The following is a 17,748-nucleotide window of genomic DNA, read 5'->3' as shown; positions in this document are numbered from 1 at the left end:
TAGATCTCACGAGGACAGATGAATGTCACTTTCGTCAGCAATGATTACTGCACAGTCAATTTTTAATAATACCGGCAAGCAAACTGATGTTGTCTCAAGCAACATCGCCAATGTTGGTAATAAAAATTACGTTAAAAGAACTGCAATTCTGAGCGCAACAGCTTACGGCGCATCGGTTGTTACGACGGCCCGCGTTCAGAACGACAGTCTTCTGCGGCAGACACTTGCTTCGTCCTCACTTTTTTCCGGTCAGAATGTCCTTCTTACCGGCCTCGAAGAAGTAAAGAGTATCTTTGGCGGAAATGACTACGAAAGCTCTCCGAGTGCATATCTCGGAGCGCTCCAGAAAAGCCTCGATACTTACGCTGGCAAACCCGGTGACTCTGCGCTCGCAGCAACCGTTGTCAACGCAGCAACTGACCTTGCGACCTCTCTGAACACCGCTTCCAATGAACTGCAGGCTATTCGTACCCGTGCAGACAAGGAAATGGCACTTCAGGTCGACAGCCTCAATCAGTTGCTTGCCCGTTTTGAAGTCGCTAACAATGCGGTGAAGTCGGCAACAGCATCCGGAGCTGATCCGAACGACGCTCTTGATATCCGCGACAGCCTCCTGAAAGACATTTCAAGCATTGTCGGCGTGTCCGTTGTGACGCGCGGTGACAATGACATGGCTCTTTACACCAGCGATCAGGGTATCACTCTGTTCGAAACCATTCCGCGCCAGGTCAGCTTCACACCGAAGATCGGCTACACCGCATCGATGGACGGCAATTCGCTGTATATTGACGGCGTTGCAGTCAAAGCCGGTGAAGGTAGCAACACCACGGCATCCGGCAGCCTTTCCGGCCTGTTGCAGTTGCGTGACGACGTCGTTCCGACGATGCAGAACCAGCTGGACGAAATTGCTCGCGGTCTGATCACTCTTTTTGCTGAAAAGCAGGCAGACAGCACCGGTGCCGATCCGGATCTGCCAGGTCTGTTCACCTATAACGATCCTGCTACAGCCACGGTCCCGGCCGCTGGTACCATCACCAAAGGTCTTGCGGCTGCCATTAAAGTGCACCCGGATCTGATTATTTCCCAGGGTGGTAACCCTGAACTTCTTCGTGATGGGGGTATCAATGGTGCAGCTTACGTCAAGAATGATCTGTCGAATGGCGGTGGCACGGGCTACTCCGCGCTTATCCGCAGCTATGTAACGGCACTCGATACATCAATCGATTTCGATCCGACGACCCGTATCGACACGGACACGAGCCTTCTAAAATATGCTTCCAACTCAATGGGTTGGCTGGAGCAGATGCGTCAGGGCGCGACCAACGCCAACGATGTGAAGACTGCAGCTTATGAGCGCGCAGAAGAGGTTTATTCAAACACGACCGGCGTCAGCCTGGACGAGGAACTGTCTCTGCTGCTCGATATCGAACAATCCTACAAGGCCGCCACGAAGCTGGTCTCGACGATTGATGAAATGTTGCAATCTCTGATGAGCATGGTGAAGTAAAATGAAGACATCTTTCATATCCTCACTGGCAATGCAGAATAGCATGCGTAGCACGATCCTGAAGGCTCAGCTTGAGATGACGGATCTGACCACGGAACTGACAACGGGCAAGCACGCTGATCTTGGCGTAGCTCTGGGTGCCAACACGGCACGCAGCCTGGACCTCAACCGTGATGTGCAGCGCCTGACATCGATCATCGGCGTAAACTCGATTGCCACCCAACGTCTGGAAGCATCGCAGCTGGCACTGAAGAACATGTCGGAAGCGGCAAATGAAATTCAGAAGGTGCTTGTCCCGAACACTAGCGCGGAAGAACCGACGCTGAGCACTGTTCGCAACACGATCACCAATGCATTCAACAACTTCATTGGCTTTGCCAATACGTCCGTCAACGGCGAGTTCCTGTTCTCCGGCATCAACACCGATGTGAAGCCGGTCGATGATTACTTCGCTGACGATTCCAAGTTGAAGCAGGCCTATGACGACGAGTTGAACTACTACATGACGAACGTGGTATCGCCTGCAGTTGGCGATGCCTCGCAGTTGACCAAGGAACAGGTCGCGACGTTCATGTCCGACATGGAAAAGAAGTTCAACGGCGAAACCAAGGTCACCAACCCGCCGCACTCCACGTTGACGGCTGGTACAGACTACGATTTCTGGACCGCCTTTGGCTCGGATTCCAGCGATGTAAACATGACAAGCCGTATCAGCCAGACGGAAGTCGTCGAAACATCGACAAACGCCAATTCCAAGGGCATGCGTTACTTCGCCTTCACGGCAATGACCACCATGACCTTCCTTCAGGACAATATCGCTCCTGAAATCCGCGAACAGGTTTCCATGGACGCGGTCAATAACATCAAGTCCGCAATTGACGGACTGAACCAGCAGGCCAGTAAACTCGGTCTTTCTGAAGAGCGTGTTTCCAAGGCAAACGATGCTTTGTCAGCACAGAAAAAGATCATCGAAACGCACCTCATTGATCTCGAGGGCATCGATACATACGAGGCAAAGACACGCCTTGATCTGCTGAAGTCTCAAATAGAAATTGCCTACAGCTTGACGGCACGGCTGCAACAAATGAGCCTTGTAAACTACCTTTGATGATTAAAGGTAGCCGTAGATAAAGGATACAATGAATGTACCAGTTTTCCTATGCGGAGATAATGGAGGACGACGTCACCGACGCGAAGGATCGCGAGCGGCAGGCCTTGTCCAAATCTTTGGAATTACTGGACGCCGCGCAAAAAGACTCTGGGCAATACCGTCTGACAGTCGAAGCGCTCTATTACACTCGACGGGTTTGGGTGAGGTTCATAGAAGATCTCAAACACCCGGAGAACCAGTTGCCGAACGAACTTCGTGCCAATCTGATCTCCATCGCAATCTGGATTTTGAAGGAATGCGAGCGGATCAGAAAGAGGGAATCGAGCAACTTCCAAGGCATAATTGACGTAACAACCATCATCAGGGATGGACTTAAATGAAAAGTACTCTGCGCATTTCGCTCAAATCCGGCGAGAAAATCTTTATTAACGGGGCGGTGTTGCGTGTTGACCGCAAGGTTGCACTCGAATTCCTGAATGATGTTACCTTCCTTCTCGAGAACCATGTTCTCCAGCCAGAGCAGGCGACAACTCCACTGCGTCAGCTCTACTTCATCGCTCAGATGATGCTCATCAACCCGGAAGGCCGTGAACAGTCCACGACCATGTTCCGCAAGTCGGTGACGATGCTGCTGTCATGCTTCCAGAACGACGAAATTCTGGCCGAGTTGAAGCGTATTGATGCGCTGGTTGCAACCGGCAAGGCGTTTGATGCCCTCAAGGCCATTCGCTCCATGTATGCGACTGAAGAGCAGATCTTGAGCAACCAGGAAATGACGCCAGCGACTATCGAACATATTCGCAAGGAGATTGCACCATGGCGGTAGATATTGTCGGCTCCACAGCTACATCAAACCCTTGGGCAAATGCAGGTTCCGACACCTCGGCAAGCGACAAGGCGTCGCTGAATTATGACAGTTTCCTGAAGCTCCTCATCGCACAGATGAAGAACCAGGATCCGACAGAACCGATGGATGCCAGCCAGCAGATGTCTCAGCTGGCAAGCTTCTCGCAGGTCGAGCAGTCGATCAAGACGAATACGCACCTCAAGAGCATGCTGCAGGCTGAAGCCCTGACGCGCTCGACAGATCTTATCGGCAAACATATCACCAGCGCCGATGACAAGACCTCGGGTATCGTCAAGGAAGTCGAAATCTATTCCGACGGCATTATCGCCATCACGGAAGAGGGCAAGGGCATCCTGCTGCAGGTTGGCGTGAAATTCGGTGAGAAAAGTGGGACTTCCACATCGGACACCACAGATTCCACCTCGGATTCGAGCAGCGAATCTGATACCTAAGGTCAACAATTGTTGTTCTGAGGTTTTGCAATGAACGAGGCGGATGCGCTTGATATCATGCGGGCAGCCGTTTGGACCATTCTGGTCGCATCCGGTCCTTGCGTCATTGCGGGCATGGTGGTGGGGGTAACAATTGCCTTCATCCAGGCCCTTACCCAGGTCCAGGAAATGACCCTGACCTTCGTTCCTAAAATCGTTGCCATCATGGTGACGATTGGAATTGCGGCGCCTTTTATTGGCGCCCAGATTTCTCTTTTTACAAATCTCGTTTTTTCTCGGGTGCAAACCGGGTTCTGAATTTTGTTGCAGCAATGCGCGGTTACCATTTTCGCGCAAGCTTCGGTCGCTAGTGATGGTGTGAAACCATGCGGCGGCCCTTATCGGTCGCCCCTTCTCATGAAGAGACAGGACGTTATCGATGGCGCAACCACCTGCAATATCAATACCGAAGGTCACTCCCAGCACGCGTGATGTTGGATTTGCCCTTGGTATCGTTGCAATTCTTTGCATTCTCTTTTTGCCGATCCCGGTTATTCTGGTGGATATGGGGCTGGCGTTTTCCATTGCGCTGTCCGTTCTGATCCTGATGGTATCCCTGTGGATCCAACGCCCTCTCGACTTCTCGTCGTTTCCGACAATCTTGCTGATTGCGACCATGGTGCGCTTGGCGCTGAACGTGGCCACGACGCGTGTAATTCTTTCGCATGGTCACCAGGGACATGACGCCGCTGGTAGCGTGATTGCAGGCTTTTCCAGCCTCATCATGTCCGGCGACTTCGTTATCGGTCTGATCGTCTTCCTTATCCTGATCACGGTGAACTTCATCGTTATCACCAAGGGCGCGACGCGTATCGCGGAAGTGGGCGCGCGCTTCACCCTCGACGCGATCCCGGGCAAGCAGATGTCGATCGACGCTGACCTCTCTGCTGGTATTATCGATGAAAAGGAAGCACAGCTCCGCCGCAAAGAGCTTGAAGCTGAAAGCTCGTTCTTCGGCTCCATGGACGGTGCGTCCAAATTCGTGCGCGGTGATGCCGTCGCCGGCCTCATCATCACCGCCATCAACATCTTCGGCGGCATCATCATCGGTTATTTCCGTCACGGCATGGAAATCGGCGAAGCTGCGGACGTTTTCGTAAAGCTGTCGGTTGGTGACGGTATCGTTACCCAGATCCCGGCTCTTATCGTTTCTCTGGCCGCTGGCCTTCTGGTGTCGCGTGGCGGCATGTCCGGCACCACCGATAAAACAGTTGTCGATCAGCTGAGCGCCTACCCGCGTGCGCTGTTCGTTGCGTCCCTTCTGATGGGACTGCTTGCTGTTATGCCTGGCCTGCCTTTCCTGCCTTTTATGGCGCTCTGTGGCGTCATGGCCTTCGGTGCCTGGTACATTCCAAAGCAGGTCGAGGCGATGAACCTCGTGCGCCGCGAAGAGGAAGAAAAGAAGGTTATCCAGAGTAAGGAAGCCGAGAAGGACTCCGTCAAGCTGGTGCTCAAAACCGCAGAAATCGAACTTGCCCTTGGCAAGCAGGTTTCAACACGCTTGCTGGGTGCCCATCAGGAGCTGGCGTTCCGCGTTGGCAAGATGCGCAAGAAATTCGCCAGCCAGTATGGTTTTGTGGTGCCCGAGATCAAGGTGTCCGACGACATCATGATCCCCGAAAAATCTTACCAAATTCGTATTCATGGAACGACGATTGCCTCCAGCTCACTGCGTGTCGGCGACGTTCTTGTCGTGACCGGTTCCGGCCGCAAGCCAACCATTCCAGGCGACGACATTCGCGAACCGGCTTTTGGCATGCCGGCTGTCTCTATCCTCGAAGCGTTTGCTGACGACCTGCGTCGCGAAGGTTTCCACCCGATTGATAACGTCTCGGTGGTTCTGACCCACCTGAGCGAAGTCATTCGCAACAACCTGCCGCAGCTTCTTTCCTATAAGGACGTGAAGGTGCTGATCGATCGTCTTGATCCGGAATACAAGAAGCTAGCAGATGAAATCTGCTCGTCGCACATGTCCTATTCCGGCCTTCAGGCTGTTCTCAAGCTGCTGTTGGCCGAGCGTGTGTCCATTCGTAACTTGCACCTCATTCTCGAAGCCGTTGCAGAGCTTGCACCGCATGTTCGCAAGACGGAACAGATCGTTGAGCATGTTCGTATCCGCATTGCCCAGCAGCTGTGTGGTGACCTTGCCGACAACGGCGTCCTGCGTGTTCTGCGCCTCGGCAACAAATGGGACATGATTTTCCATCAGGCGCTGAAGCGTGATGGAAAGGGCGAAATCGTCGAATTCGACATCGATCCGCGCCATCTGGAAGAGTTCAGTGAGCAGGCATCGAAAGTTATCCGTGAATTCATGGACAGGGGCCTACCTTTTGTTCTTGTCACGTCGCCTGAAACACGGTCCTATGTGCGCATGATTATCGAGCGACTCTTCGCCACCTTGCCTGTGCTGTCGCATGTTGAACTGGCCAAGGGGCTTGAGATCAAGATTCTAGGCGCTATTTCATGATAACCGACCCGCAAGGGACAATATTGGCATTGTTCCTTGCATTTTGCCGCATCGGTGGTTGCTTCATGACCATGCCGGGCTTCTCAAGTGCCCGTCTTAACATGACCATCAGACTGCTTCTGTCCGCTGCGGTATCCATGGCTTTGACGCCGATTTTGTGGGATTCGGTCTATCCCAAAGTAGCGGGCGCGACACCCGGCGCCATCGTTGCGCTGATCTTTTCAGAAACCATTATCGGCGCCGTCTACGGCATGATTGCAAGGCTATATGTTCTCGGCCTGCAATTTACCGGCGCTATCGTTGGTAACGCCATCGGCTTCAACGCGCCCGGCGGTGCGGACGTTCTGGAAGATAGCCAGGAAAGTCAGTTGACCAACATGATCGTCTTTGGTGGCCTGCTGATGCTGTTCATCTTCGACTTTCATCATGTGGTTCTGAAAGCGGTTATCGATTCCTACAGTTCAACGCCCGTCGGTTTTGTGCTGGATTCGCAAAAAACACTGATCACCATGACCGATACCTTACGCGCGACCACCAATGTTATGTTGCGTCTGGCAAGCCCGTTTTTGATCTATGGCTTGATGTTCAACGTCGCGGTTGGTTTGATCAACAAGCTGGCGCCGCAGGTTCCTGTCTACTTCATTTCCACCCCCTATTTGCTGATGGGTGGTCTTTTCATGCTTTACCTTTCCATCGCAGCGCTGATTCGACAGTTCGCGGATGGATTCGGACCGATATTCTTCGGTTATTGAGTGATGTGTTGGGTAAGTGGTCTTTATAAAGACCCGCCGTGAAGGAGAAGCGCCATGGCGCAGGATAAACGCTCCCGCAAGCTCAAGCGGCTTGTCACAGTTCAACGCCATATGGAAAAAATGGCAGAAGTGACGCTTGCCGATACCACCCGCCAGCGTGCGGAAGTCGCAGATTCCATGGACAGTATTCTTGGCGCTTTAAGCTCCATGGACCCGGTGCATCACCAGTTCTCAAAAATGTATTCGGAACGTTTCGGGCGCCTTACCGTCAAGGACCGGCAGTTGGCCGGCGCGCAGCAATTGCAGGAAATGGCTGTTCTCAAAGAGAAAACCAAAGGCGACCGCCTGCAAGACAAAATGTACGAAGCGCGTGATGATGAAGATCGCGAAACCGATGACAATGCAATTTATGATCTATTGGAAATCATGAATGCGACACCAGCACCAGCCTCCAGCAAGGTTCGCGATACATAGTCGTCGCCACATCATGCATCGCCCTTAAGTGGTGGTGAATATTCGTGATTGATGAAATGCAGATGTGGTGGGTCAAAACCTGCTGCATTCTTTTCAGGAGGTAATTGCGTGGCGATATCGATTGTTAGCGACCTTGTCATGGATGTTGTCCGTGCAGCCGATCCAACGGACGTGCAGGTTGCTCAGGATAAGCTCAAGGCAAACAAGGCGGCGTTTGCAGCATCCAGCCTTGCCGATGCAGGTAAGGGATTTGATGCCGCTGTCGGCGTTTTGAACGATGCCGCATCCAAAGCCGGGTTGGGAGACACCAATCTGCGCGCTGAGCGTAAAGAAATTCCGGAAACCTTCCGTCAGTTTGAAGCATCCGTGCTGCGGACCTTCATTGGCTCCATGCTCCCGCAGGAGAGCGAGGAAGTCTATGGCAAGGGTAACGCTGGCGAAATCTGGAAAGGTATGCTGGCCGAGCAGTTGGCCAACAGTATGACTGAGAACGGTGGCATCGGTATTGCTGAGCAGGTCTATAAGGACACGCTGCGCAAGGCTGAAAGCCAGGGCTTCGAAAGTGTCTCCTCCGTCGAAGACAAGGATAACAACGCGGCCCTACGTATGGTTGCAGAGTTCGAACGCAAGATTCTCGGTGTATCCAGTGACATGAACGACGAGGCTAGAAATGTATAATCATAACGGAACAGAAGTCATGGAAGCAGTGTCGAACGATCATCGTATTCAGTCGGTTCTCGGACGTCTGGAAACGATCATTGATAATGAAAACGAAAAAATTGGCAAAGACCCGAAATTCGATCTCAAGGTCTCCAACGCACACAAAAGCCGTTGCCTGTATGAACTGACCATGCTGTTCCGTGATACACCGCATGAAGAAATTGCCGCCGGTTACATCAACCAGGTTCGCGGCATCAAGGAAAAGCTGGCAACGAATGCACGCCGCGTTGAGGCACATCTCAATGCCGTGCGTGCGGTTGCCGACCTGCTGAAAAACGCCATCCGCGACGCTGACACCGACGGCACTTACTCGCAGGAACAATTTCTTTACGGCGCTACCTGATGTTAAAACTTCTCCTTACCGGCGTATGGGTTTGCGCAATCACGCTCGGCGCAGTGTATTTTTCCGTGCAGATGGCAATGCCACCGGCGCCGGTCAGCGAGGAGGAGGCCCGCAAGGCGTCGCTGGCTTTGGTCAAGGGAGAGCAGATTACAGTCCCTGTCATCAGTGAAGGGGCTGTAAATGGTTATTTCCTCACGCTGATCTCGTTGAATGTCGACAAGACAAAGGTCAACCTGATCGAGGGACCAAAAACGGAACTGATGACCGACGAGTTGATAACGCTTTTGGCTGGTTCCAACATGATCAACATTGCCAATGTTTCGACCTTTGATGCGGATGAGTTCAAGAAACGCATTCGCGAAGGACTGAACAAGAAGCTCGGTGATGACGTCGTGCAGGAAGTACTGATCGAAAAACTCGATTATCTTTCCAAAGCAGACATTCGTGCCCAGCAGGGTGGTGGTGAACCGCACTCTGTGAAGATTGTTGAAGGTGAAAAGGTCGAAGCGGCTCCGGCAGCCGAAGCAGCACCCTCACATTGAGTCAGGAAAGTTCGTCCAGACACCAATCAAAGGGCCGCTCTTGCGGCCCTTGTTGTTCCTGCATTTTTGAAATGATTAATATTCTCTTAAAAAAATGCTTCATATTCGAAAACGCTATTTGAAAGTAAATTCAATTCTGTCAAATAATATGCCTGAACAGCAAAGTTGCTGTTTAAGAGGAACTGCTAGCGCAGGACGGGTGTGGGTGTGAGTAAGTTTTCTGGATTTTCTTTTTCTGCATTTGAATCACCCGAAAAAACCACGCCTTTGGCGCATCGCGTTGACGTGAATCGTGCACGCAATATGCAAGCCGGCAAGACCTCGCAGGTTCACTATTCCACTGACCAGGAACCGGTACCAGAGGTGTTTTCGCGCCTCGGTTTTGAGTGGCTTTATCGCATCATCCGCCACTGAAACGCGCCGCCGGAAAGCTATCCGGCATTTTGCGTCGACAATCGCCCTTATTGACCTTTGTTAACTGTTTATTTGCCTTGTTGATTTAGGTTTCATTAATATTACGGGGGCTCCAACCAGTTCCGACCCGGAATATTGAGGTGGCTTGACGTGGCAGATCATGCGCAAAATATCGAACATTTGCATTTGTCGGATCGATTTCGTGTGCCAGCACAAACGCGCGGTGAAGCAAGTGTCGTGGCGCGGTCCTCGACGGGTTGGTTGAGTACCGTTTTCAAGAAAAACCCTTATCGGTTCGCAGTCGGCTGCACTGTACTTTTTACGCTGGCGGGTGTCGCACTTGGCCTGATGGTTACGCCGTCATCTGAACCCGAAAAGCTGACGCAGATCCGTATCCAGTTCAATGCCGCTTCAACCCAGCAGTCTGATTCCAAGACATTGATGACGGTGGCACAAAATGCCGTCCTGTCCGATGAGGGAAGGGCCGAGCTCGCACAACAGATCATCAATGACGGCCTGGTCCTGACATCCGCTCATGAGGCGACATGGTGGGGCCTGTTTGGTGAAGTGGTGCTTGGCAAGGTGCCAACGCCGTCGGACCCTGTTCTGCGCGCCAGACATGATATGCGTGGACGTATTTCTCTGTCGCAAGCCGCTGATGGCAGTGCAATTTTTGTAACGACCTACGCCGAAACATCAGGTGCAAGCGCGCGGTTTGCGCAACATGCCGCCAATCGCATCGTAACTCATATCAATGCCAGCGCGACTGGTTCGGTTCAGGGACATAACGACAGCAACCGTGCACTGTTTGAAAACGCGGAAGCGGCCGTTACCGGTTTTCAGGTCCGGCATGGCAACGACGCCATGGCAAAGATGGAAGCTGCGACACAGGATCTGGCGCTTGTTTCAGGATCGGTAGCCGAGCTGGAATCCCGTCTGGCGGATGTGGCCCATAAGCTGTCAAATCTGACGCTGTTGCAGGGCGACAAGGCGCTTGCCCGTGAAATTCCAGATGATACGACGTTTCTTCCCCTTCAGGATGCTGTTCGGCAATATGTCGCTGCGTCCAAAGCGCTCGCCCAACTGTCTGTGCAATATGGCCCGAAACATCCGCACGTCATTGCGGCAACGCAGACCCAGCAGGAAACCAAGGCAAATGCTGACCGTGCGTTGAAAAGCATCACCAGCGAACTGAAGCAGCAGGAGCAGGCGGCCAAGACAGAGCTTGCCCAAGCCAGAAACAGACAGCAGGCGCTTGAACAGGAATTGGCGGTTTTTGGCGATGCGCCTGCGGAGCTAAACAGGTTGGAAGCAGAGCTGTCGCAAGCCCGCGAAACCTATTTCAACGGGCTGGCTGATAGTGACCCGAAATCGACACAGGCCGCTGCTCCATTTGCTGTCGCAAACGCACCGCTTGCGGTCAATATTCCGGCTGGTTTCCGCCAGATGATTTCAATGGCGGTGATTGGTGGTGGCTGCGGTCTTGGCCTTGGCGTGTTGACACTTGTTGCCCTGTACATCCGTTTCCGCAAGCGTGAGGTGTCAATACCTGCTCACGAGTCCACCAACGGTCCAGACATTGGCTTTTATACGGATACGCCGCAGCCGGATGCCATTTTCCCGCAGCCGGAAAGCGATGACGCTCTGGATTATGCTGAAGAAGACTTTGCAACCCCTGAAACGGCTGATGCCTATGATCTGGCCTACGAGATCGCAGCGAATGACCTTCCGCTCGATCAACGTGTCCGCGAAGTGTTGATGCGCAGAAGTGTCAAGGCATCACCACAAGACATCGTTGATCTGCCGCCTATGTTGGCAGCTGCGATGCAAGGCCAATTCGAAGTGCAGTCCTACGACAAACCGGCTTTCAGCCAGCCAGTCTATGACGAGCCTGATGAAGTGCTTGAGGTCCGCCGCGACATCGCCGCCCTCCGTCAACGTTTGCACGATTACGCAAACCGCAGGGCGGCATCCTGAGCCTGAGATTATTGTCGCTTCTGTCGCAGCCTTTTTGCTTGCAATCGATATCATTCAGCAGCATTAGGGGCGAAACTCACACGGCTATCCGGTGTGATAGGGCAAGTCGTTGCCGGTGTTCTGCTGGCAGGCTGTTATTGGAGGCAGGCGCATGGTTCAGGTTATTGACGGAAAAGCGAAAGCGGTATCGGTAACGGAGGCAGTTCGTGTTGCTGCTGAGACGCTGGAAAAGACCGCTGGCGTAAAGCCAGGCTTAGCCGTCATCATCGTGGGCGACGATCCCGCCAGCCATGCCTATGTTGGTTCCAAGAGCAGAATGGCCAAGCAGTGCGGTTTTAACTCCGTGCAACACACATTGCCGCTGGAAACCGGACAGGCTGAGCTTGAGGCACTGGTCGCATCCTTGAATGACGACCCTTCTATCCACGGAATCCTCGTGCAGTTACCGCTTCCAAAACACCTTGATTCCGAACCGGTCATTCAGATGATCCAGCCGGAAAAGGATGTCGACGGCTTGAGCGTCGTCAATGCAGGTAAGCTCGCCACTGGTGATCTGGCCTCGGGCCTGATCTCCTGCACACCGGCTGGCGCCATGCTTCTGGTCAAAGATATTAACGGCGAAGACCTGTCGGGTTTGAATGCCGTTGTCATTGGCCGTTCCAATCTATTTGGAAAACCGATGGGGCAGCTTTTGCTGAACGCAAACGCGACTGTCACCATGGCACATTCACGCACCAAGGACCTTGCAGCCGTGTGCCGTAACGCAGATATTCTGGTGGCCGCCGTTGGTCGTCCGCAGATGGTCAAGGCTGATTGGGTCAAAGCTGGCGCAACGGTGATCGATGTCGGTATCAACCGGATTGACGCGCCGGAAAAAGGCGAGGGCAAAACCCGCCTGGTCGGCGATGTTGCGTTTGAAGAAGCAAGTCAGGTTGCTGGTGCAATTACGCCGGTTCCCGGCGGCGTTGGCCCGATGACAATTGCCATGCTGATGGCAAACACAGTGATCACCGCCTACAGAAAATGCGGAAAGACTGCGCCGACATTCTAACGCGCTTTGACTTGAGCGTAGAAGCACGTTGCAATCGTTGACAAATGCAGCGTGCTTTAACCGCCGGATTAGACCGGGGCAGGTCCGGTCGATGCGCGCACCACAAGCTCTGCTTTCCACAGTTCCTGCACCGGGTCCACCTCATCAAACGAAATGCGATTGATCAGTCGTTGCGCCACCCGGATGCCGGCAGCTCGCAGCGATGAACGGGTGGTGGTCAGCGGCACGGAAAAATTGTGCGGCTTCAGCAGCGGCAAAACATCGTCATGAGCGATCAGAGAAACGTCCTTGCCGGGTTTCAATCCCCGCTGGTTGAGGGAGCGAATGGCACCGAGCGCCAGTGTGGTACTGGCACAGAGAATGGCGGTCGGTGGATTTTTCTGCGAAAGCAACTCTTCCATATTCAGAAAACCGATCTCGTCGGTCATGGCACTGTGCCGCAGACAGTCGGCACGCAGCGCGAGGCCATATTCCGTCAATGCCTTTTCGACACCGGCCTTACGTCGGTAGGTGAAATCCAGACCTTCCGGGCCGTTCAGAAGGCCAATCCGGTTGTGACCAAGCTGCAAAAGCAATTTGGTGGCATCGTAAAAGGCACCTTCATTGTCGACATCGAGAAACGGGTAATCGGCATCTGCACCAAACGAGCGCCCATGTACCATGAACGGGATGTTGAACGATTTGAGAAGCGCAATGCGGGGATCGCGTTCCCGCATATAGGCCAGATAAATTCCATCGACATTGCCGCTGCCGGCTAGCCAGCGCAAAGCGTCTTCCTCGTTGCTGGGATCGGCAGGCATGATCAGCATGTGAAATGAATGCCGGGCAGCCTCTTCACCGAGACCGCTTAGAAACTCGCCAAAATGCATGTCGGACTGATGGGCGGGGGCAGTCGGCATGACCAGACCGATTGAGCCGGTCTTGCCTGTTGCCAGTCGACGTGCTGTCAGGTTGGGGCGGTAACCGGTGTCCTTGGCTGCTTGAAGCACGCGCTGGCGTGTTTCGGCATTGACTTCAGGGTAACCGTTCAGGGCGCGGCTAATTGTCGTTTGGGACAGACCGAGCAACTGGGACAATTGCTTCAGGTTCATCTTTTCTCCTCCTCCGCACGCTTCCAAATTTTAGCGAGACGAGCCAACGTCTCAAAAATTCAACTCCAAAGCGCTTTGAATTGTGTAACGCCACATTCCTTTTTGCTCAATGGAAAATACAGCTCAAAACTGCAATTTCGTTGCAAAACCTATTGAAGCAAGATAACTGCAACGTTACAGTTAGATAAGGCACTTGACTCCTCATGTTTGCGCGGAGAATTAATAGCGTCCAAAGCGCTTTGAGGTGTTTGTATAGGTTTAAATCTTGATGTGATGGGAGGTAAGTCACATGCTTAAGACATTCCTGGCGACAACAGCAGCCATGGCCATTTTCATGAACTCCGCAATGGCTGCGGATTTGAAATTCGCCCCTGGCGAAGATGCAAAATTCAACTGGAAAAGCTACGAAGATTTCAAAGCTGCCCATGCCGATCTCAAGGGCCAGACCCTGACGATTTTCGGACCGTGGCGCGGCGAAGATGAAGCCCTGTTCCAGACGGTCCTGGCATATTTCGCCGATGCGACCGGTATTAATGTAAAATATTCTTCCTCTGAAAACTACGAACAGCAGATCGTTATCGATACACAGGCTGGCTCTCCTCCCAACATCGCAATTCTGCCGCAACCGGGTCTGCTGGCTGACCTCGCCGCCAAGGGCCTGCTCGTGCCACTCGGCGATGACGTCGCATCCTGGGTCAAGGACAATTACGGCGCCGGTGAATCCTGGGTGAACTACGGCACCTATAATGGCAAGGACGGCAAGCCTGCTTATTTCGCATTCCCGTTCAAGGCTGATGTGAAGTCGCTGGTATGGTTCGTGCCGGAAAATTTCGAAGAAGCCGGTTATGAAGTGCCTGAGAGCATGGAAGACCTGCTGGCTCTTTCCGACAAGATTGTTGCCGATGGCGGTACGCCATGGTGCATCGGTCTGGGTTCAGGCGGTGCAACCGGCTGGCCAGCAACCGATTGGGTGGAAGACCTGATGCTGCGCCTGCACAGCCCGGAAACCTATGACAAGTGGGTCAAGAACGAGATCAAGTTCAATGATCCGGCCGTTGTTGCCGCTATCGACGAATTCGGCAAATTTGCCAAAAATGAAAAATATGTCAGCGGCGGCATCGCTGCCGTTGCATCGACCGACTTCCGTGACAGCCCGAAGGGTCTGTTTGACATTCCGCCGAAGTGCTACCTGCACCATCAGGCATCCTTCATTCCGTCCTTCTTCCCTGAGGGTACCAAGGTCGGAACCGATGTCGATTTCTTCTACATGCCAACTTACGCTGCAAAGCCTGAGCTTGGAAAACCGGTTCTCGGCGCGGGTACGCTGGTGACAGTGACCAAGGAATCGCCAACTGCAAAGGCATTTGTCGAGTTCCTGAAGACGCCAATCGCACACGAAGTATGGATGGCGCAGTCCAGCTTCCTCACACCTTTCAAGGGTGTGAACACCGATGCCTACGGCAATGAGCAGATGAAGAAGCAGGGTGAAATTCTCACCTCCGCAACGACATTCCGCTTTGACGGTTCTGACCTGATGCCGGGCAAGATCGGTGCTGGCGCATTCTGGACCGGTATGGTGGACTTCGTCGGCGGTAAGTCTGCCGAAACCGTTGCGACTGATATCCAGAAGGCCTGGGACGGCCTGAAGTAATCATTTCCTGCCCCGCCCGGTAACATCGTTGTCGGGCGGTTGTTTCTAAAGCTTTTCGTTCTCGTGATCGGCAAAAGGTCGGACGACCGGGAATAAGGGAGGGGAATGTGATCGCTCAGATCGTTTCGGCAATCGGCGTCATGATTGTCGGTGTATTTGCTTGTGCCGCCTATTATTGGCTTTCCGACAAATTTTTGCAGGTTCTGTTCCCTGTAAGCGCAAAAAATGTCATCGACGCCTCTCGCAATCTCAATCGAAGAGCCGCTGTGCGTCCATGGCTATTCGTCGGGCCAGCGCTTATCCTGCTGTTGGTCTATCTCGTCTATCCCGTCATCGCGACGTTCTATCTGTCTTTTTATGACAGGACTGGCGTGAATTTTGTCGGCCTGGCGAATTACCGTTGGGCGTTTTTTGATGCCGGTTTCCGACAGTCGATTTTCAACAACATCCTCTGGCTTGCCGTTGTGCCGGCTGCCTGCACCTTCTTCGGGCTGGTTATCGCCGTGATGACCGACCGCATCTGGTGGGGCAATATTGCCAAGAGCATTGTGTTCATGCCGATGGCGATTTCCTTCGTAGGCGCCTCGGTTATCTGGAAATTCATTTATGAATATCGCGGTGAGGGGCAAACCCAGATCGGTCTTCTGAATGCTGTTGTCGCATTTTTCGGTGGCAATCCGGAAGTATGGATCTCCATGCCGTTTTGGAACAATTTTTTCCTGATGGTGATCCTGATCTGGATCCAGACCGGTTTTGCCATGGTCATTCTGTCAGCAGCACTGCGTGGTATTCCCGAAGAAACAGTTGAAGCTGCTGTCATTGATGGCGCCAATGGCTGGCAGATTTTCTGGAAAATTCTGGTGCCGCAAATCTGGGGCACAATTGCGGTTGTGTGGACAACTATCACCATTCTCGTTCTCAAGGTTTTCGATATCGTGCTGACCATGACCAACGGCCAGTGGAACACCATGGTTCTTGCGAACCTGATGTTTGACTGGATGTTCCGCGGCGGCGGCGACAGCGGCCGAAGTGCCGTTATAGCTCTGGTCATCATGGCAGCCGTGACCCCGATCATGATCTGGAACATTCGCCAGGCCAACAAGGAAATGGAGGGTCGCTGATATGGATATTGTAAAACGTATTCGCCGTGTCGGCCTTCCACGACTGATCGTTCATGCCAGTGTGCTGTTCATCGTCATTCTGTGGTTGCTGCCAACACTCGGCATCCTTGTCAGCTCGCTACGTGACAAGGATCAGATAACCGTCTCCGGTTGGTGGACGGCTTTTGCCAGTTCAACGCAAACGGAAGCGGTGCGCTTGGCTGATCCATCAACACAACGGCAGGAGGGTGACAAGTTCATCATCTCCGGCTCGGTGTTCGAGAATGGCAAGGGTGGTCAGGTCTCCGCATTTGGTGTGCGCGTTCAGGACCCTGCTGCCTATCCGGCCGATGAAGTTGTCGATCTCGGTGATGGCGAAAACCTTCTGCTACAGAAGGACGGCGCTTATGAGTATAGCAAGAACGCCAGCTTTGAGGGTTCTCGCGGCAAGCGTATCTACATATCCGTTCTGTCTCCGCCGGTCTTCACTTTCGACAACTACCGCACCGTGCTTTTTTCAGAAGGCATAGGACAATCCTTCGTCAACTCGCTGACTGTGACAATTCCCGCGACGATCATCCCGATCCTCATTGCCGCCTTTGCCGCTTATGCCCTGTCTTGGATGCGCTTTTCCGGCCGTTCTTTGATGATTGCCATGGTGGTCGGCCTGATTGTGGTACCGTTGCAGATGTCGCTCATCCCGTTGTTGCGACTTTACAACGAGATCGGCAACATCTTCGGCGTACCATCCAAAACCTATGCCGGCATCTGGTTGGCGCATACGGCATTCGGCCTGCCGCTCGCCATCTATCTGTTGCGTAACTACATCTCCGGTCTGCCCAAAGAAATCATTGAATCGGCGCGTGTTGATGGCGCCAGCGATTTCGAGATTTTCGTCAAGATCATTCTGCCGCTGTCGTTCCCGGCACTGGCATCCTTTGCAATCTTCCAGTTCCTGTGGACATGGAACGACCTGCTTGTCGCCATGGTCTTTCTTGGCACGCAGAAAGATCAGCTGGTGCTGACCGGCAGCCTTAATGCGTTGCTTGGTTCACGCGGCGGCAACTGGGAAATTCTTACTGCATCGGCCTTCGTCACCATCATCGTGCCGCTCTGCGTTTTCTTCGCCCTTCAACGTTATCTCGTACGCGGCCTGCTGGCCGGCTCCGTCAAGGGAGGCTGATATTTTATGAATGCTTATACCAAGGAT

18 protein-coding genes are annotated in these 17,748 nt (G+C 53.1%); 17 read left to right on the top strand and 1 reads right to left on the bottom strand.

All coding sequences use genetic code 11. The features are described 5' to 3' along the window. The first annotated feature begins 22 nt into the window (after positions 1–22). From flgK to folD, 14 genes are all read left to right on the top strand, one after another. Entirely contained in the window at positions 23–1,507 is a 1,485-nt protein-coding gene (flgK, locus tag M2418_RS14620; protein WP_259147473.1) for a flagellar hook-associated protein FlgK, read from the top strand. Between the two features lies 1 nt (position 1,508). After that, positions 1,509–2,615 carry a flagellar hook-associated family protein gene (locus tag M2418_RS14615; RefSeq protein WP_259147471.1) on the top strand — a complete coding sequence of 369 codons (1,107 nt, stop codon included), beginning with the start codon at positions 1,509–1,511 and terminating at the stop codon, positions 2,613–2,615. Between the two features lie 35 nt (positions 2,616–2,650). Then, positions 2,651–2,998 (top strand): flagellar biosynthesis regulator FlaF, encoded by a 348-nt coding sequence (flaF, locus tag M2418_RS14610; protein ID WP_192487017.1) that lies wholly within the window; start codon positions 2,651–2,653, stop codon positions 2,996–2,998. Beyond that, positions 2,995–3,444: a flagellar biosynthesis repressor FlbT gene (flbT, locus tag M2418_RS14605; RefSeq protein WP_192487018.1), complete on the top strand. Its 450-nt coding sequence runs from the start codon at positions 2,995–2,997 to the stop codon at positions 3,442–3,444. The genes flaF and flbT overlap by 4 nt, the downstream gene beginning before the upstream one ends. After that, the gene (gene flgD, locus M2418_RS14600) at positions 3,435–3,917 is read left to right on the top strand and encodes a flagellar hook assembly protein FlgD (protein ID WP_259147465.1); all 483 of its coding nucleotides are present in this window, start codon (positions 3,435–3,437) and stop codon (positions 3,915–3,917) included. The genes flbT and flgD overlap by 10 nt, the downstream gene beginning before the upstream one ends. Positions 3,918–3,947: 30 nt before the next feature. Further along, a complete protein-coding gene (gene fliQ / locus M2418_RS14595) occupies positions 3,948–4,214 on the top strand; it encodes a flagellar biosynthesis protein FliQ (protein WP_192487020.1) in 267 nt (88 codons plus the stop codon). Between the two features lie 121 nt (positions 4,215–4,335). After that, on the top strand, positions 4,336–6,423 hold the full coding sequence (flhA, locus tag M2418_RS14590; protein ID WP_192487021.1) for a flagellar biosynthesis protein FlhA: 2,088 nt from the start codon (positions 4,336–4,338) through the stop codon (positions 6,421–6,423). After that, a complete protein-coding gene (locus M2418_RS14585; protein ID WP_259147463.1) occupies positions 6,420–7,175 on the top strand; it encodes a flagellar biosynthetic protein FliR in 756 nt (251 codons plus the stop codon). The genes flhA and M2418_RS14585 overlap by 4 nt, the downstream gene beginning before the upstream one ends. A gap of 54 nt (positions 7,176–7,229) precedes the next feature. Beyond that, the gene (locus M2418_RS14580) at positions 7,230–7,649 is read left to right on the top strand and encodes a hypothetical protein (RefSeq protein ID WP_250983587.1); all 420 of its coding nucleotides are present in this window, start codon (positions 7,230–7,232) and stop codon (positions 7,647–7,649) included. A 108-nt stretch (positions 7,650–7,757) separates the two neighbouring features. Then, the gene (locus M2418_RS14575; protein WP_192487024.1) at positions 7,758–8,327 is read left to right on the top strand and encodes a rod-binding protein; all 570 of its coding nucleotides are present in this window, start codon (positions 7,758–7,760) and stop codon (positions 8,325–8,327) included. A gap of 19 nt (positions 8,328–8,346) precedes the next feature. Next, complete coding sequence (locus M2418_RS14570) at positions 8,347–8,712, top strand: hypothetical protein (RefSeq protein ID WP_259148007.1); 366 nt, start codon at positions 8,347–8,349, stop codon at positions 8,710–8,712. After that, positions 8,712–9,254, top strand: a complete 543-nt coding sequence (locus M2418_RS14565; protein ID WP_259147460.1) for a hypothetical protein — start codon at positions 8,712–8,714, stop codon at positions 9,252–9,254. The genes M2418_RS14570 and M2418_RS14565 overlap by 1 nt, the downstream gene beginning before the upstream one ends. A 618-nt stretch (positions 9,255–9,872) precedes the next feature. Beyond that, positions 9,873–11,645 carry a hypothetical protein gene (locus M2418_RS14560; RefSeq protein ID WP_259147458.1) on the top strand — a complete coding sequence of 591 codons (1,773 nt, stop codon included), beginning with the start codon at positions 9,873–9,875 and terminating at the stop codon, positions 11,643–11,645. 151 nt (positions 11,646–11,796) lie between these two features. Continuing rightward, positions 11,797–12,696 carry a bifunctional methylenetetrahydrofolate dehydrogenase/methenyltetrahydrofolate cyclohydrolase FolD gene (gene folD, locus M2418_RS14555; protein WP_259147456.1) on the top strand — a complete coding sequence of 300 codons (900 nt, stop codon included), beginning with the start codon at positions 11,797–11,799 and terminating at the stop codon, positions 12,694–12,696. 68 nt (positions 12,697–12,764) lie between these two features. Here folD and M2418_RS14550 read toward each other — a convergent pair whose 3' ends face one another. Further along, entirely contained in the window at positions 12,765–13,787 is a 1,023-nt protein-coding gene (locus M2418_RS14550) for a LacI family DNA-binding transcriptional regulator (RefSeq protein WP_259147454.1), read from the bottom strand. A gap of 289 nt (positions 13,788–14,076) precedes the next feature. Between M2418_RS14550 and M2418_RS14545 the strand changes: the two genes are divergently transcribed. From M2418_RS14545 to M2418_RS14535, 3 genes are all read left to right on the top strand, one after another. Continuing rightward, positions 14,077–15,438 carry an ABC transporter substrate-binding protein gene (locus M2418_RS14545; protein WP_259147452.1) on the top strand — a complete coding sequence of 454 codons (1,362 nt, stop codon included), beginning with the start codon at positions 14,077–14,079 and terminating at the stop codon, positions 15,436–15,438. 107 nt (positions 15,439–15,545) lie between these two features. After that, complete coding sequence (locus M2418_RS14540) at positions 15,546–16,559, top strand: carbohydrate ABC transporter permease (protein WP_250983593.1); 1,014 nt, start codon at positions 15,546–15,548, stop codon at positions 16,557–16,559. A gap of 1 nt (position 16,560) precedes the next feature. Beyond that, positions 16,561–17,721, top strand: a complete 1,161-nt coding sequence (locus tag M2418_RS14535) for a carbohydrate ABC transporter permease (RefSeq protein ID WP_250983594.1) — start codon at positions 16,561–16,563, stop codon at positions 17,719–17,721. The last annotated feature ends 27 nt before the right edge of the window (positions 17,722–17,748 follow it).

Origin of the sequence: Rhizobium sp. BIGb0125, assembly GCF_024810055.1 — a bacterium.
Taxonomy (GTDB): Bacteria; Pseudomonadota; Alphaproteobacteria; order Rhizobiales; family Rhizobiaceae; genus Agrobacterium.
This window is presented reverse-complemented; position numbering and strand designations above follow the sequence as displayed.

Bases quoted from the DNA above. Each gene is read 5' to 3' on its own strand.
- flgK (WP_259147473.1), top strand. From the start codon at position 23: ATGTCACTTTCGTCAGCAATGATTACTGCACAGTCAATTTTTAATAAT.
- M2418_RS14615 (WP_259147471.1), top strand. From the start codon at position 1,509: ATGAAGACATCTTTCATATCCTCACTGGCAATGCAGAATAGCATGCGT.
- flaF (WP_192487017.1), top strand. From the start codon at position 2,651: ATGTACCAGTTTTCCTATGCGGAGATAATGGAGGACGACGTCACCGAC.
- flbT (WP_192487018.1), top strand. From the start codon at position 2,995: ATGAAAAGTACTCTGCGCATTTCGCTCAAATCCGGCGAGAAAATCTTT.
- flgD (WP_259147465.1), top strand. From the start codon at position 3,435: ATGGCGGTAGATATTGTCGGCTCCACAGCTACATCAAACCCTTGGGCA.
- fliQ (WP_192487020.1), top strand. From the start codon at position 3,948: ATGAACGAGGCGGATGCGCTTGATATCATGCGGGCAGCCGTTTGGACC.
- flhA (WP_192487021.1), top strand. From the start codon at position 4,336: ATGGCGCAACCACCTGCAATATCAATACCGAAGGTCACTCCCAGCACG.
- M2418_RS14585 (WP_259147463.1), top strand. From the start codon at position 6,420: ATGATAACCGACCCGCAAGGGACAATATTGGCATTGTTCCTTGCATTT.
- M2418_RS14580 (WP_250983587.1), top strand. From the start codon at position 7,230: ATGGCGCAGGATAAACGCTCCCGCAAGCTCAAGCGGCTTGTCACAGTT.
- M2418_RS14570 (WP_259148007.1), top strand. From the start codon at position 8,347: ATGGAAGCAGTGTCGAACGATCATCGTATTCAGTCGGTTCTCGGACGT.
- M2418_RS14565 (WP_259147460.1), top strand. From the start codon at position 8,712: ATGTTAAAACTTCTCCTTACCGGCGTATGGGTTTGCGCAATCACGCTC.
- folD (WP_259147456.1), top strand. From the start codon at position 11,797: ATGGTTCAGGTTATTGACGGAAAAGCGAAAGCGGTATCGGTAACGGAG.
- M2418_RS14550 (WP_259147454.1), bottom strand. From the start codon at position 13,787: ATGAACCTGAAGCAATTGTCCCAGTTGCTCGGTCTGTCCCAAACGACA.
- M2418_RS14545 (WP_259147452.1), top strand. From the start codon at position 14,077: ATGCTTAAGACATTCCTGGCGACAACAGCAGCCATGGCCATTTTCATG.
- M2418_RS14535 (WP_250983594.1), top strand. From the start codon at position 16,561: ATGGATATTGTAAAACGTATTCGCCGTGTCGGCCTTCCACGACTGATC.